General features: G+C 75.2%; 13 protein-coding genes. 8 read left to right on the top strand and 5 right to left on the bottom strand.

All coding sequences use genetic code 11. From position 1 onward, the window contains the following. The first annotated feature begins 26 nt into the window (after positions 1-26). The 3 genes from EDD28_RS16940 to EDD28_RS16930 are packed head-to-tail and all read left to right on the top strand — an operon-like array spanning position 27 to position 2457. A complete protein-coding gene (locus EDD28_RS16940; protein WP_123740869.1) occupies positions 27-1028 on the top strand; it encodes a TIGR03557 family F420-dependent LLM class oxidoreductase in 1002 nt (333 codons plus the stop codon). After that, entirely contained in the window at positions 1025-1834 is an 810-nt protein-coding gene (cofE, locus tag EDD28_RS16935; RefSeq protein ID WP_123740868.1) for a coenzyme F420-0:L-glutamate ligase, read from the top strand. Before EDD28_RS16940 ends, cofE begins: the two co-directional genes overlap by 4 nt. A gap of 59 nt (positions 1835-1893) precedes the next feature. Then, positions 1894-2457, top strand: a complete 564-nt coding sequence (locus EDD28_RS16930) for an SMI1/KNR4 family protein (RefSeq protein ID WP_123740867.1) — start codon at positions 1894-1896, stop codon at positions 2455-2457. A gap of 86 nt (positions 2458-2543) precedes the next feature. Here the strand turns inward: EDD28_RS16930 and EDD28_RS16925 are convergent, their stop codons facing one another. Together EDD28_RS16925 and EDD28_RS16920 are read right to left on the bottom strand one after the other, a co-directional pair. Continuing rightward, a complete protein-coding gene (locus EDD28_RS16925; protein ID WP_123740866.1) occupies positions 2544-2963 on the bottom strand; it encodes a hypothetical protein in 420 nt (139 codons plus the stop codon). Further along, positions 2960-4300, bottom strand: a complete 1341-nt coding sequence (locus EDD28_RS16920) for a hypothetical protein (protein WP_123740865.1) — start codon at positions 4298-4300, stop codon at positions 2960-2962. The genes EDD28_RS16925 and EDD28_RS16920 overlap by 4 nt, the downstream gene beginning before the upstream one ends. A 123-nt stretch (positions 4301-4423) precedes the next feature. Here EDD28_RS16920 and EDD28_RS16915 point away from each other — a divergent pair, with 123 nt between their 5' ends. From EDD28_RS16915 to EDD28_RS16905, 3 genes are read left to right on the top strand one after another with little or no spacing between them, the layout of a single operon-like run. Next, complete coding sequence (locus tag EDD28_RS16915) at positions 4424-5410, top strand: metal ABC transporter solute-binding protein, Zn/Mn family (RefSeq protein ID WP_123740864.1); 987 nt, start codon at positions 4424-4426, stop codon at positions 5408-5410. Continuing rightward, positions 5407-6219 (top strand): metal ABC transporter ATP-binding protein, encoded by an 813-nt coding sequence (locus EDD28_RS16910; protein ID WP_211339260.1) that lies wholly within the window; start codon positions 5407-5409, stop codon positions 6217-6219. Before EDD28_RS16915 ends, EDD28_RS16910 begins: the two co-directional genes overlap by 4 nt. Next, positions 6219-7079 carry a metal ABC transporter permease gene (locus tag EDD28_RS16905; RefSeq protein WP_123740863.1) on the top strand — a complete coding sequence of 287 codons (861 nt, stop codon included), beginning with the start codon at positions 6219-6221 and terminating at the stop codon, positions 7077-7079. The genes EDD28_RS16910 and EDD28_RS16905 overlap by 1 nt, the downstream gene beginning before the upstream one ends. Positions 7080-7119: 40 nt before the next feature. Here EDD28_RS16905 and EDD28_RS16900 read toward each other — a convergent pair whose 3' ends face one another. The 3 genes from EDD28_RS16900 to EDD28_RS16890 are packed head-to-tail and all read right to left on the bottom strand — an operon-like array spanning position 7120 to position 10177. Further along, a complete protein-coding gene (locus EDD28_RS16900) occupies positions 7120-7911 on the bottom strand; it encodes an ABC transporter ATP-binding protein (RefSeq protein ID WP_123740862.1) in 792 nt (263 codons plus the stop codon). After that, positions 7908-9014: a putative F420-0 ABC transporter permease subunit gene (locus EDD28_RS16895; protein WP_123740861.1), complete on the bottom strand. Its 1107-nt coding sequence runs from the start codon at positions 9012-9014 to the stop codon at positions 7908-7910. The genes EDD28_RS16900 and EDD28_RS16895 overlap by 4 nt, the downstream gene beginning before the upstream one ends. Then, positions 9011-10177: an ABC transporter substrate-binding protein gene (locus tag EDD28_RS16890; RefSeq protein ID WP_123740860.1), complete on the bottom strand. Its 1167-nt coding sequence runs from the start codon at positions 10175-10177 to the stop codon at positions 9011-9013. Before EDD28_RS16890 ends, EDD28_RS16895 begins: the two co-directional genes overlap by 4 nt. A 216-nt stretch (positions 10178-10393) precedes the next feature. On the opposite strand from EDD28_RS16890, the gene EDD28_RS16885 reads away from it, so the two are divergent. Continuing rightward, positions 10394-11737: an aspartate aminotransferase family protein gene (locus tag EDD28_RS16885; RefSeq protein ID WP_123740859.1), complete on the top strand. Its 1344-nt coding sequence runs from the start codon at positions 10394-10396 to the stop codon at positions 11735-11737. Next, a complete protein-coding gene (locus tag EDD28_RS16880) occupies positions 11734-12498 on the top strand; it encodes an SDR family NAD(P)-dependent oxidoreductase (RefSeq protein ID WP_123740858.1) in 765 nt (254 codons plus the stop codon). The genes EDD28_RS16885 and EDD28_RS16880 overlap by 4 nt, the downstream gene beginning before the upstream one ends. Positions 12499-12568: the final 70 nt, after the last annotated feature.

The following is a 12568-nucleotide window of genomic DNA, read 5'->3' as shown; positions in this document are numbered from 1 at the left end:
GGCGCCGCTGGTGGCAGGATCGGGACATGGCATCTCTCACGGTCGGCCTCGCGGCCGCGCTCGAGCAGTTCCACCCGACCGAGATCGTCCAGACGGCGGTCGACGCCGAGCAGCACGGGTTCTCCGGCGTCATGGCCGCCGACCACGTCGCGCCCTGGGTGCCGGCGCAGGGCGAGGCGGCGTTCGTCTGGAACGTGCTGGCGGCGCTCGGCGAGCGCACGACGGGCGACATCGGCCCCGGCGTCACCTGCCCCTCGTTCCGGTTCCACCCCGCGATGGTCGCGCAGGCGAGCGCGACGCTCGCGGCGATGTACCCCGGGCGGCACTGGCTCGGCCTCGGCAGCGGCGAGGCGCTCAACGAGCACGTCGTCGCGCGGTACTGGCCCGAGGCGCCCGAGCGGATCAACCGGATGTTCGAGGCCGTCGAGATCATCCAGAAGCTGTTCTCCAGCTCGCTCGCCGGCAAGGACTACAAGCACCGCGGCGAGTTCTTCCAGCTCGAGTCGATGCGCCTGTGGACGATGCCCGAGCGCGCCCCCGAGATCCTCATCGCCACCGCTGGCCCGATCACCGCCAAGCGCGCGGGGCGCACCGTCGACGGCCTCATCACCGTTGGCGCGCCGCTGGAGAAGATCGGCGGCCTGTTCGAGAAGTTCGACGCCGGCGCGCGCGAGGTCGGCCGCGACCCCGAGACGATGCCGAAGGTCCTCCAGCTCCACCTGTCGTGGGCGCCGACCTACGAGGAGGCGCTCGCGGGCGCCATCGACCAGTGGCCCAACGGCGGGATGAAGTTCCCCAAGGGCGACATCCGCTCGCCCTTCGACTTCGCGGCGATGGCCAAGTCGGTGCGCGAGGAGGACTTCGCCGGCCGGATGGTGATCTCGGAGGACCCGGACGTCCACCGCGCCGAGATCCAGCGGTACGTCGATCTCGGGTTCGACCGGGTCTACCTGCACAACGTCGGGCGCAACCAGGCCGAGTGGGTCCGCGTCTTCGGCGCCGACGTGCTGCCGAAGCTCGCCCGGTGACGGTGCCGGGCGGGTCCGCCGGGCTGCAGGTGGTGGCCCCGGACGGGGTGCCGGTCCTGACCCGAGGCAGCGACGTCGCGGCCGTCCTCGTGCCGTTCCTCGCGAACCTTCGCTGGCCGGACGGGAGCGTCGGGGTGGACGCCGGCGACGTCGTCGTCATCTCCTCCAAGATCGTCTCGAAGGCCGAGGGTCGCCTCGCCCGCGCCGACGAGCGCGAGGCCGTCATCGACGGCGAGAGCGTGCGCGTCGTCGCGACCCGGACCTACGAGGACGACGCCCGCCCGGCGCTGCGGATCGTCGAGAACCGGCAGGGCGTCGTCATGGCGGCCGCCGGCGTCGACGCGTCGAACACCTACCCCGGAACGATCCTGCTGCTGCCCGAGGACCCGGACGCCTCGGCCCGCGCCATCCGGCGGGGCCTCGCGGCGCGGCTCGGCGGCGTACGGCCGGGGGTCGTGCTGACCGACTCGGCCGGCAAGCCGTGGCGCGCGGGGATCACGGACTTCGCGCTCGGCGCGGCCGGCGTCCGCGCGCTGGACGACCACCGCGGCGAGGCCGACGACGCGGGGCGCCCGCTCGAGTCGACCGTCGTCGCGGCGGCCGACGAGATCGCGGCTGCCGCCGACCTCGTCAAGGGTCCGACGGGCGGTCGCCCGGTCGCCGTCGTGCGCGGCGTCGGTCACCTCGTGACGCACGACGACGGGCCGGGTGCCCGCGGGCTCAACCGCACCGGGCCCGAGGACATGTTCGCGCTCGGGACGCGCGAGGCGTGGGAGCTCGGCCGCGCCGGCCGGCCGCTGCCCTGACCCACGACCGACCACCGACCGACACTGGAACGACCGAGACGGGGAGGCGCGCCGTGCCGATGGAGATCGAGCAGGCCTGGGACATCATCGACCGCGTCCTGGCGCTGAGGGCTCCCGCGGTCGCGGCGACGCTCCGTGGGCCAGCGACCGATGCGGACCTCGACCGCCTCGCCCGGACGGTCGGCCGTGACCTGCCGGCCGATCTCGTGGCCAGCCTGCGGGTCCACGACGGCCAGGACAACCCGACCTTCCTGCTCGACCTCTACGACCACCTCACGCTCATGAGTGCGTCGGCGATGATCGAGGGCTCCGACCTGCGGGTCTCCGCCCTCGGCGACGACGTCGACGACGTGATCGAGTGGATGACGCCCGACCGGGTGCGGCCCGTCATGAACTGCCGCGGCTGGCTGCAGTTCACCGAGTCCGAGGGCCGGGGCTACGCGCTCGACCTCGACCCGCTGCCGGCCGGCGAGGTCGGCCAGGTCATCTGGCTCCCGATCGACGGCCCGACCCCAGCACCCGAGTTCGCCTCCTACTCCGCCTGGCTCACCCACCTCGCGGAACGCCTCGACGCGGGGGCCTTCACGGTCGACGAGACCATAGGGATCTGGCTGGAGCCCTGATCGCCCGGTCGTGCGGGAGTGGGGCGAGGCATCGGCCGGCCGCTGCGTCGACCGTCTTCGTGCGAGGAACGGCCGCCGGGGACCGCTCAGTCGCGGCGCAGGAGGAGGCGGGCGACGAGGGGGGCGTCGGCCCCGCCGTCGCCGTCGGTCTCGGCGAGCACAGTCGCGCCCGTCTCGCCCTCGGACGGGAGCGTGTCGGGGAAGATCCAGCGGACTGGCCGGCCCGGGCCTTGGCGGGGCAGCCGTCGCGCCGCGCCGAGCTCGGCCTCGAACGCCGCGAGCGGGCGGGGGTCGGCGAGCGTGAGGCGGATCGTCCGGACGGTTCCGTCGGCCCCGTCCTCGTCGGCGTCCGTGAACGCGTGCCCGGCGCCGACGGCGGGGCGCTCGGCACCGGCGTCGGCACCGTCGCCCGCGTCGGGCTCCCCGGCGACGACGGCCCGGAACGCCGCCAGGTCCGCGAGCAGGCCGGCCGGCAGGTCGGACGATGCGGCGTCGTGCGTGCTCATGGCAGGTTCTCCTCGGGCAGGGCGTCGTGGGCCGGGCCACCGCTCGCGGGCGGGGAGCCGGCCGGTGCGTCCGTCGGCGGGGGAGACCCGCTCGTGATGCCGGCAGCCGCCGCAGGCCCGGTGGCCCACGCGTCATTCTCCTCGGGGAGGTTCTGGTACGCGTCGTGCGCGCGCTCGAACCGCTCGGTCGCCGCGTCGAGGGCCGCCTGGTTCGCCGGGGTGGGGTCGCCCGCGTGGGCGGCGCGGGCGGCGTCGCGCGCCCGCGCCGCCGCATCCACCTCGGCCAGCACGCGCTCGCGGTGCTCGGCCCCGCCGCCGTACACGCTGTCCCACCAGCCCCGGGCGATCAGCGCGAGGGGTGAGCCGGCGGCGAGCGGGGCGGCGCGGGCGAGCCGCGCGATCGCCACGGGAATGCCGAGCTCGGCGGCGATCCCGGCCGCTGACAGCCCCTGCGAGGCCCGATACTGGGCCATCCGGAACCACTGCTCGGTGTGTCGGGCCTCGTGGTAGACGGTGTCGGCGACGTCGGCCGCTGCCTCCTGCGTGATCTCGCCCCCGCCGAGCGCGCCGTCCCCGACGAGCATGACCCAGACGGTGAAGTCGAAGCTGCCCGAGTTGACCGGGTTGGGGTCGGCGGCCGCGGTCATGGGCGGCACCCCGGCCGCCGTGAGCCGCTGGTTGACCAGCTCGACGAGCCGGTCGCGCCGGGCGGCCGGCGTCGCGAGCGTCGCCCACTCGTCGACGACCTCGCTCTGCACGTCGCCGCCGAACGACTCGCCCTCGCCGGCCGTGTTGAGGCCCGAGGCGAAGATCCGTGGCAGCGTCCGCGGACCGGCCATGCCGTCGACGACGAGGGCTGGCGAGGCCGCCCCCTCGATCGACTGCCACCGGGCGACGGCCAGGACCAGCGCGTCGTCGACGCCGCCCTCCGGGGCCAGGCCGACGGCGGATCGGAGCTGGGTGAGGATCGCGGGCGGGTACCGGTCGGGCTGCGCCGTGTAGTACTGGCGGGCCCGAGCGATGCCCGCCGCATCGAGCAGGGGTGTCGCGGCCGGCTCGGGCGTCACGGTCGTGTCGGGCGCCGTGCCCGTCGCCTCGGTCGTCTCCTCCTGGCGCGAGACGGTGAGCAGCGCGGTGACGGCCCGGTTGCCCGCCAGGGCGAGTCGCGGGAGCTGCGCCGACGAGCCCGACCCGCCCGCCGACGACCGGGGGGACGTCGTCGTGCCCGGCCCGGACCGCTCGCCCCGCGTGATCCGCGCGAGCGCCGCTCGGCCGGTGGTCGGCCGGGGCCGGCTCGCCTCCGGGCCGGACTCACGGGCGATCGCTGCGCCGGACATGCAGCGAGGGTAGGACGCGTGCGGTCGCGGGACCAGGTGCGCGCGAGATGACTGCCCGGACGGGCAGGCGGACGGGCGGCGACGACGACCAGATTGAGAATCGTTCTCAGGTAGGATCGTGACATGAAGTCGAGAGCGATCACCATTCTCAGTTGCGCCGCCGTCGCGGCCGCCGCGCTCGCCGGGTGCTCCGGCACCCCGGGGGACTCCTCGTCGTCCGCCACCGATGCCTCCACCGACGCGACATCGGCCGGTCCGGGCGCCGCCTCGAGCGACGGCTCCGCGTCCTCCTCCTCCGACCCGATCCGCGTCGTGGCCTCGACGAACGTCTGGGGCGACCTGGCCGCCGCCGTCGGCGGCGACGCCGTCACCGTGACGTCGATCATCGACGACCCGGACCGGGACCCGCACGAGTACGAGGCCGACGCGCGCAACCAGCTCGCGCTCTCGGACGCCGACGTCGTCATCGAGAACGGCGGCGGCTACGACGACTTCATGGACACCATGCTGAGCGCGTCGGACAATGCTGGCGCCGTCGTCATCAACGCGGTCGAGGTCTCCGGGAAGGAGGCCGAGGGCGGCGAGGAGCTCAACGAGCACGTCTGGTACGACTTCCCGACCGTCCAGGCCGTGATCGACGACATCGAGAGCTCCTACGCGCAGCTCGACCCGGACGCGGCCTCGACGTTCAGCGCCAACGCCGAGGACCTCAGGAGCCGGATCGACGCGCTCATCACGCGCGAGGGCGAGCTCGAGCGGACCTACGCGGGGGAGTCCGTGGCGATCACCGAGCCCGTCCCGCTCTACCTGCTCGAGGCGATCGGGCTGGTGAACGCGACGCCGGACGCGTTCAGCGAGGCGATCGAGGAGGACACCGACGTCGCGCCGGCCGTGCTCCAGGAGACCCTCGCCCTGTTCAGCAGCAAGGCCGTGAGCCTGCTCGCCTACAACGAGCAGACCACCGGCCCGCAGACCGAGGCCGTCCTCGCCGCGGCGAACGAGAACGGCATCCCCGTCGTGCCCGTGACCGAGACGCTGCCGAGCGGCACGGACTACGTCGGCTGGATGAGCGACAACCTCGACGCGATCGCCGCGGCGCTCGGCGGGTGAGCGCCCCGGGCGAGGTCGTGCTGAGCCTGGCGGACGCCGGGCTGCGCTTCGGCCAGCGGACCCTGTGGGACCACCTCGACCTCGACGTGCGCGCCGGGGAGGTGGTCGCCGTGCTCGGCGGGAACGGCACCGGGAAGTCGAGCCTGCTCAAGGTGATCCTCGGGCAGGTCCGGCTCACCAGCGGCAGCGTCCGCGTCCTCGGCCGGCCCGTGGACGGCGGCAGCCGCCGCGTCGGCTACGTCCCGCAGCAGACCCTCGCGACCGACGCGCTGCCCCTGCGCGGACGGGACCTCGTCGGGCTCGGGCTCGACGGCGACCGATGGGGGATCGGCCTGCCGAGCCGCCGGCGGCGGCGAGTCGTCGACGACCTGCTCGCGTCGGTCCATGCCGGCGGCGAGGCGGACCGTCGGCTCGGGCTGCTCTCCGGCGGCGAGCAGCAGCGGATGCGGATGGCCCAGGCGCTCGCGGGCGACCCGCGCCTGCTCCTGTGCGACGAGCCGCTGCTCTCGCTCGACCTCGCCCACCAGCGCGTGGTGTGCGAGCTGGTCGACGAGAGCCGACGCGCGCGCGACCTCGGCGTCCTGTTCGTCACGCACGACGTCAACCCGCTGCTCGGGATCGTCGACCGTGTGCTCTACCTCGCCGGTGGGCGGTTCCGCGTCGGCACGCCGGACGAGGTGCTCCGGTCCGACGTCCTGACCGACCTGTACGGCTCGCCGGTCGAGGTCGTCCGGGCGCAGGGACGCCTCGTCGTCGTCGGCGGGGGCGACGCCGCCGGGCACGACCACGGCGACGAGGGGAGGCCCTGATGGGCGCCGTCCTCCTGGAGGTCTGGTGGCAGAAGCTGTTCGACTTCACCGACTACGGGCGGCTCCTCGGGCTCCTGCACAACAGCGTCGTCGCCGGCCTGCTTCTCGGCGTCGTGGGCGGGCTGATCGGCGTCTTCGTCGTCGCCCGGGACATGCCGTTCGCCGTGCACGGGATCAGCGAGCTCTCGTTCTCCGGCGCGGCGGCCGGGCTGCTGCTCGGCATCGGGGTGGTGCCGGGCTCGATCGTCGGCTCGCTGCTGGCCGCCCTGCTCATCGGGGCGCTCGGCTCCCGCGCCCGCGACCGCAACTCGATCACGGCCGTCCTCATGCCGTTCGGGCTCGGGCTCGGCATCCTGTGCCTCTCGCTCTACCCGGGTCGCGCGGGAAACAAGTTCGGCCTGCTCACCGGCCAGATCGTCGCCATCGACGACCCGCAGGTCGGGGCGCTCGCCGCCATCTGCGTCCTGGTGGCGATCGGGCTCGCGATCGTCTGGCGGCCGCTGTTCTTCGCGAGCGTCGACCCGGACGTCGCGGCCGCCCGGGGAGTCCCGACGCGGGTGCTGTCGATCGTGTTCATGTTCCTGCTCGGCCTCACGATCGCCGTGTCGGTGCAGATCGTCGGCGCGCTGCTCGTGCTCTCGGTGCTCGTCACGCCGGCCGCGGCTGCGATGCGCGTGTCCGCCTCGCCCGTCGTCGTCCCGATCCTCAGCGTGACGTTCGCGACCGTCTCGATGGTCGGCGGCATCCTGCTCGCGCTCGGCGGCTCGGTGCCGATCAGCCCCTACATCACGACGCTGTCGTTCCTCATCTACCTCGGCTGCTGGGCGGTCGCGTCGATCCGGCGGCGCCGCCTCGGCTGAGGCCGCGCCGCCTCGGCCGAGGCCGCGCGCTGGCCAGACGTCAGACCGGCCCGGTGAACGCGAGGACGGGGGAGCCGTCCGAGGCCCGCAGGATCTCGGCCCGCACGCCCCACACGGCCGCCAGCAGCCGCGGCGTCAGGACGTCGCTCGGCCTGCCGGCGGCGACGACGCGTCCCGCGTCGAGCACGACGGCGTGGTCGCACCACCGCAGCGCCGAGGTGAGGTCGTGCAGGACGACGACGGCGGCCACCCCGTCGTCGTCGGCGATCCGGCGGACCAGGTCGAGCAGCTCCAGCTGGGCGGCGACGTCGAGGTGGTTCGTCGGCTCGTCGAGCAGCAGGAGCCGCGGCTGCTGGGCGAGCGCCCGCGCGAGGTGGACCCGCTGGCGCTCGCCGCCCGAGAGCGTCGCCAGGTCCCGCGACGCCAGGTGGGCAGCGCCCGCGCGGTCGAGGCAGGCCAGCGCGAGCGCGACGTCGTCGGCGGAGTCCCCGCCCCACCGCGGCCGGTGCGGGGTGCGGCCGAGCAGCACGACGTCGAGGACGCGGTGCTCGCCCTCCGCCGTGGCGTCCTGCTCGACCAGCGCGAGCCGTCGCGCACGGTCGCGCGCCGAGAGGGCGCGCAGGTCCGCGCCGTCCAGCTCCCAGGCCCCGCGCGCGCCGGGCAACGCCCCGACGACGGCGCGCAGCAGGCTCGACTTGCCCGACCCGTTCGGGCCGACGACGGCCGTGACTCCGCCGGGGGCCGCGAGGTGGACGCCGTCGAGGATCGCCCGCCCGCCGGCGTCCCAGCGCGCGTCGCGGACGACGAACGCCGCGGGCGTCTCCCGGCTCATCCGGCCTCCCCGCGACCGCGCCGCGCCAGCAGGAGCGCGAAGACCGGGGCGCCGATCGCGGCGGTGAGGATGCCGACCGGCAGCTCGCGGGGCTCGATGACGACGCGCGCCGCGGTGTCGGCCCACAGCAGCACCATCGCCCCGGCGCACAGCGACAGCGGCAGCACGCGCACGTGCCGGCCGCCGACGACCGTGCGGACGGCGTGCGGCACGACGAGCCCGACGAACCCGATCGCGCCGCTCACGCTCACGAGCGCGCCCGTGAGGAGGGCCGTCGCGCCGAGCAGCAGCCAGCGGGTGCGCGTCACGTCGACGCCGAGCGCGCGGGCGGCGGTGTCGCCGAACGCGAAGGCGTCCAGCGTGCGGCCCGACGCGAGCAGCACCGAGCCGACGACGGCCAGCGCCCCCCACGCGATCGCCGCGCTGGTCCACGTCGTCCCGCCGAGCGTGCCGAGCAGCCAGCCGAGCACCTCGCGGTAGGAGTCGCCCTGGACGGAGGTGAAGATGACGAAGCTCGTGATCGCCGCGCAGCCCTGCGCGACGGCGACGCCGGCCAGGACCGTGCGGCCGGGCGTCAGCCGGCCGCGCGAGACGGCACCGGCCAGCGCGAGCGTCGCGGCGAGCGCGAGCAGGCTGCCGGCGAACGCCGCGACCGGCAGGAGCAGCGCGACGCCGAGCACGAGCACCGCGACGGCGCCGAGGCTCGCGCCGGCGGACAGCCCGAGGAGGTAGGGGTCGGCCAGCGGGTTGCGCAGGAGGGCCTGCATGACGGCGCCGGCGATCGCCAGCCCGGCACCGACACCGGCGGCCGACACCAGCCGCGGCGCCCGGCCCTGCCAGACGATCGCCTCCTGGATCGTCGTGAGCGGCGTCGGCGGGACGGTCGTGGGCCACGCGCCGCCGGTGAGGGCGTGCAACCCGTCCAGCACGTGGTGCCGGGCCGACGCCACGATGTCGAGCGGCGTGACGTCGGCCGGCCCGACGGCGAGCGCGACGGCGGCGGAGACGACGAGCAGGACGAGGGCCAGCGCGAGGACCCAGCCGGTCCGCCGGGTCGCCGCCCCGCGCCCGGGCCGGCCGCCGAGCCCCTCGCCGTCGGTCACCGGACGTCGAGCCCCTCGAGCCGGGCGCGCTGCTCGGTCAGCAGCCAGACGGCCTCCACGTTCCCGATCCCCGCCTCGGTCGCGACGAACGGGAGGACGAGGTAGCGCTCGTCCCGCACGGCCGACATCGCGGCCGTCACCGGGTTGCCCGCGAGGACGTCCTTCTTCTTCTCGGCCGAGTTCCACGTCGAGTCGACCAGGACGATGTAGTCGGGGTCGGCGGCGGCCGCCGCCTCCCACGAGAACGGCGCCCAGCCCCCCGCGAGGTCGCCGGCGACGTTGCCCAGCCCCGCCGCGTCGAGGATCATCTGCGGCGCGCCCGTGCCGGCGCCGACGTACGGGGTGTCCGTGCCCGACGACCACCACAGCACGGTCGGTGCCTCGGCCGTGGCGGCCTCGGCCCGGGCCACCTCGGCCACCAGCTCCGTGGCGCCGGCCAGGTGGTCCCGCAGCTCCGCCACGACGCGCTCGGCCGCGTCGCTCGTGCCGAGCAGGGCGCCGACCTGGGTGATGCCGTCGAAGACGTCGTCGAACGTCAGCGGGTCGGGGACGTAGGGCGGCTGCGTGCAGGCGGCGGGCGCGACGAAGGTCGTGACGCCGAGGGCCTCGAGCGCCGACCGCTCGCCGGCCGCGTCGGCCGCGAACACCGACTCCCAGCCGGCGAGCACGAGGTCGGGCTCGACGGAGAGCACCGCCTCGTTGCTCGGCATCCGGTCCGACAGCTCGGGCACGTCGGCGAGCGTGCCGGCGAGGTCCTGCTCGGCGCCGAGCGCGACCTCGCCCGAGACGAGCGGGTCCTCGACGGCGAGCTCGCCGTCCTGGTAGGCGACGCCGACGATCCGGTCGGCCGCGCCGAGCGCCGAGACGAGCTCGGTCATCGCGGACTTCACCGTGACGATCCGCTCGGGCGGCGTCGTCCGGGACACCTCGACGCCGCAGTTGTCCGCGGTGAAGGAGTAGCCGGCGTCGGGCGCCTCCGTCGGCGACGCGTCCGTCGCCGGGGCGTCCGTCGGTGACCCGCCCGACGGCGACGCGGACGAGGCGGGCGAGCCGGCGGGATCGGCCGCTGACCCGGCGGGGCCGGCGCAGGCGGCGAGACCGAGCAGGCCCGCCAGCGCGAGCGAGCCGACGGCGGTGGACAGGGGACGGGGGCGCTGGCGCACGGGGACTCCGGGGGGACGGGTCGGGCGGGACGTGCCCGCGGACCGGGCCAGCGCAGCCGGGACCCGCGTGCGGCACGCGCGCGGCGTGCTCCGGGACGATGACCTGTCCCGCCCCTCGATCGTAGTCGCGCCGCCGATCGCTCCCGGCCGCCGGTTCCCGCCCGCTCGGCCTCGCGGGTGGGGCACGATGGACCCACCGCACCGAAGGAGCTCGACGTGTCCGACACCGTCCCCGTCCCAGCCGATCTCGACCCGGCGCTCGGCGAGGAGACCTACCGCCTCGACCGCGCGCACGTGTTCCACTCCTGGTCGGCCCAGGCCGGCCTCGACCCGCTCGTCATCGCCGGCGGGTCCGGGAGCACGCTGTGGGACTACGACGGGCGCCGGTACCTCGACCTGTCGAGCCAGCTCGTCAACACGAACATCGGGCACCAGCACCCGGTCGTCGTCGCCGCGATCAAGGAGCAGGCCGACACGCTCACGACGATCAACCCGGCGACCGCCAACCTCGCCCGCGGTCGCGCGGCCGAGGCCGTGCTGCGGCACGTGAGGGGCCCGTTCTCCAAGGTGTTCTTCACCAACGGCGGCGCCGACGCGATCGAGAACGCCATCCGGATGGCGCGGCTGCACACCGGCCGGGCCAAGGTGATCTCGCGCTACCGCAGCTACCACGGCAACACGGGCGTCGCGATCAACGCCACCGGCGACTGGCGCCGCCTGCACAACGAGTACGCGACGGGCCACGTCCACGTCTTCGGCCCCTACCTGTACCGCAGCGAGTTCTGGGCGATGTCGCCCGAGCAGGAGTGCGAGCGCGCGCTGCACCACCTCGAGCGGGTCGTCCAGTCGGAGGGGCCCTCCAGTGTCGCGGCCGTGCTGCTGGAGGCGATCCCCGGGACCGTCGGCGTCCTCGTCCCGCCGGACGGGTACCTCGCCGGGGTCCGCGAGCTGTGCGACCGGTACGGCATCGTCATGATCGTCGACGAGGTGATGACCGGCTTCGGTCGCACCGGCCACTGGATGGCGCACGACCGCGACGGTGTCGTCCCCGACCTCGTCACCTTCGCCAAGGGGTCGAACTCGGGCTACGTCCCGGCGGGCGGCGTCGTCATCTCCGACGACATCGCCGCGACGTTCGACGAGCGCGTCTTCCCCGGCGGTCTCACCTACTCCGGCCACCCGCTCGCCATGGCCTCGATCGTGGCGACGATCGGCGCGATGGAGGACGAGGGCGTCGTGGAGAACGCCGCGTCGATCGGCGCGGACGTGCTCGGGCCGGGACTGGCGGAGCTCGCCGACCGGCACGAGGTCGTCGGCGAGGTCCGCGGGCTCGGCGTGTTCTGGGCGGTCGAGCTCGTCGCCGACCGCGGGACGAGGGAGCCGGTCGACGCCTCGGTCATGGCGCGGCTCAGGACGGAGCTGCTGGAGCGCGGGGTCCTCCCGTTCGTCGCGGAGAACCGGCTGCACGTCGTGCCCCCCTGCGTCATCACGCCCGACGAGGCCCGCCGCGGTGTCGCCGCGATCGACGAGGCGCTCGCGGTCGTGGGGGCCGGGGCATGAGCCGCGCGACGCCCCGCGCGCTCGTCACGGGCGCTTCCTCGGGGATCGGCGCGGCCACGGTCCGCGCGCTGCGCACGGTCGGTTGGGACGTCGTCGCGACGGCGCGCCGCGCCGACCGGCTCGAGGCGCTCGCCGCGGAGACCGGCTGCGCGTGGCTGGTCGCCGACCTCACCGATGACGCCGACGTCGACCGGCTCGCCTCGACGGTGCTCGCGGACGGCCGGCTCGACGCGCTCGTCAACAACGCGGGCGGGGCCGTGGGGCTCGACCCGGTCGAGTCCTCCCCGATCGCGGACTGGGCGGCGATGTTCGACGTCAACGTGCTCGCCACGCTGCGCCTCACCCAGGCCCTCCTGCCGGCGATCGAGGCGGACGGCGGCGGCGACCTCGTCTTCGTCACGTCGACGGCCGCGCACGGCTCCTACCCGGGCGGTGCGGGCTACACGGCGGCCAAGCACGCCGAGCGGGAGATCGCGAGCACCCTGCGGCTCGAGCTCGCCGGCCGGCCGGTGCGCGTGCTCGAGGTGGCGCCGGGGCTCGTGGCGACGGAGGAGTTCTCGCTCAACCGGTTCGGCGGCGACGCCGAGCGGGCCGCGGCGGTCTACGCGAACGTCGCGCTGGGCGGGCCGCTCGTGGCCGAGGACGTCGCCGACGGGATCGTCTGGGCGCTCACCCGGCCGCGCCACGTCAACGTGGACCTCATGGTGCTGCGGCCCGTGGCGCAGAGCTCGCACACGCACGTCGCCCGCGACCAGCGGTAGCGCCTCGCCCGGGGGAGGACCGACCGGGCGGCGAGGCCAGAGCCCGTCGGACGCTTCGACCTCACGGAGC

Source organism: Salana multivorans (genome assembly GCF_003751805.1).
In the GTDB taxonomy this organism is placed as follows: domain Bacteria; phylum Actinomycetota; class Actinomycetes; order Actinomycetales; family Beutenbergiaceae; genus Salana; species Salana multivorans.
This window is presented reverse-complemented; position numbering and strand designations above follow the sequence as displayed.

Coding starts and splice junctions, on each gene's coding strand:
- EDD28_RS16920 (WP_123740865.1), bottom strand. CDS start 4,300: ATGTCCGGCGCAGCGATCGCCCGTGAGTCCGGCCCGGAGGCGAGCCGG.
- EDD28_RS16925 (WP_123740866.1), bottom strand. CDS start 2,963: ATGAGCACGCACGACGCCGCATCGTCCGACCTGCCGGCCGGCCTGCTC.
- EDD28_RS16930 (WP_123740867.1), top strand. CDS start 1,894: ATGGAGATCGAGCAGGCCTGGGACATCATCGACCGCGTCCTGGCGCTG.
- EDD28_RS16905 (WP_123740863.1), top strand. CDS start 6,219: ATGGGCGCCGTCCTCCTGGAGGTCTGGTGGCAGAAGCTGTTCGACTTC.
- EDD28_RS16880 (WP_123740858.1), top strand. CDS start 11,734: ATGAGCCGCGCGACGCCCCGCGCGCTCGTCACGGGCGCTTCCTCGGGG.
- EDD28_RS16915 (WP_123740864.1), top strand. CDS start 4,424: ATGAAGTCGAGAGCGATCACCATTCTCAGTTGCGCCGCCGTCGCGGCC.
- EDD28_RS16940 (WP_123740869.1), top strand. CDS start 27: ATGGCATCTCTCACGGTCGGCCTCGCGGCCGCGCTCGAGCAGTTCCAC.
- EDD28_RS16900 (WP_123740862.1), bottom strand. CDS start 7,911: ATGAGCCGGGAGACGCCCGCGGCGTTCGTCGTCCGCGACGCGCGCTGG.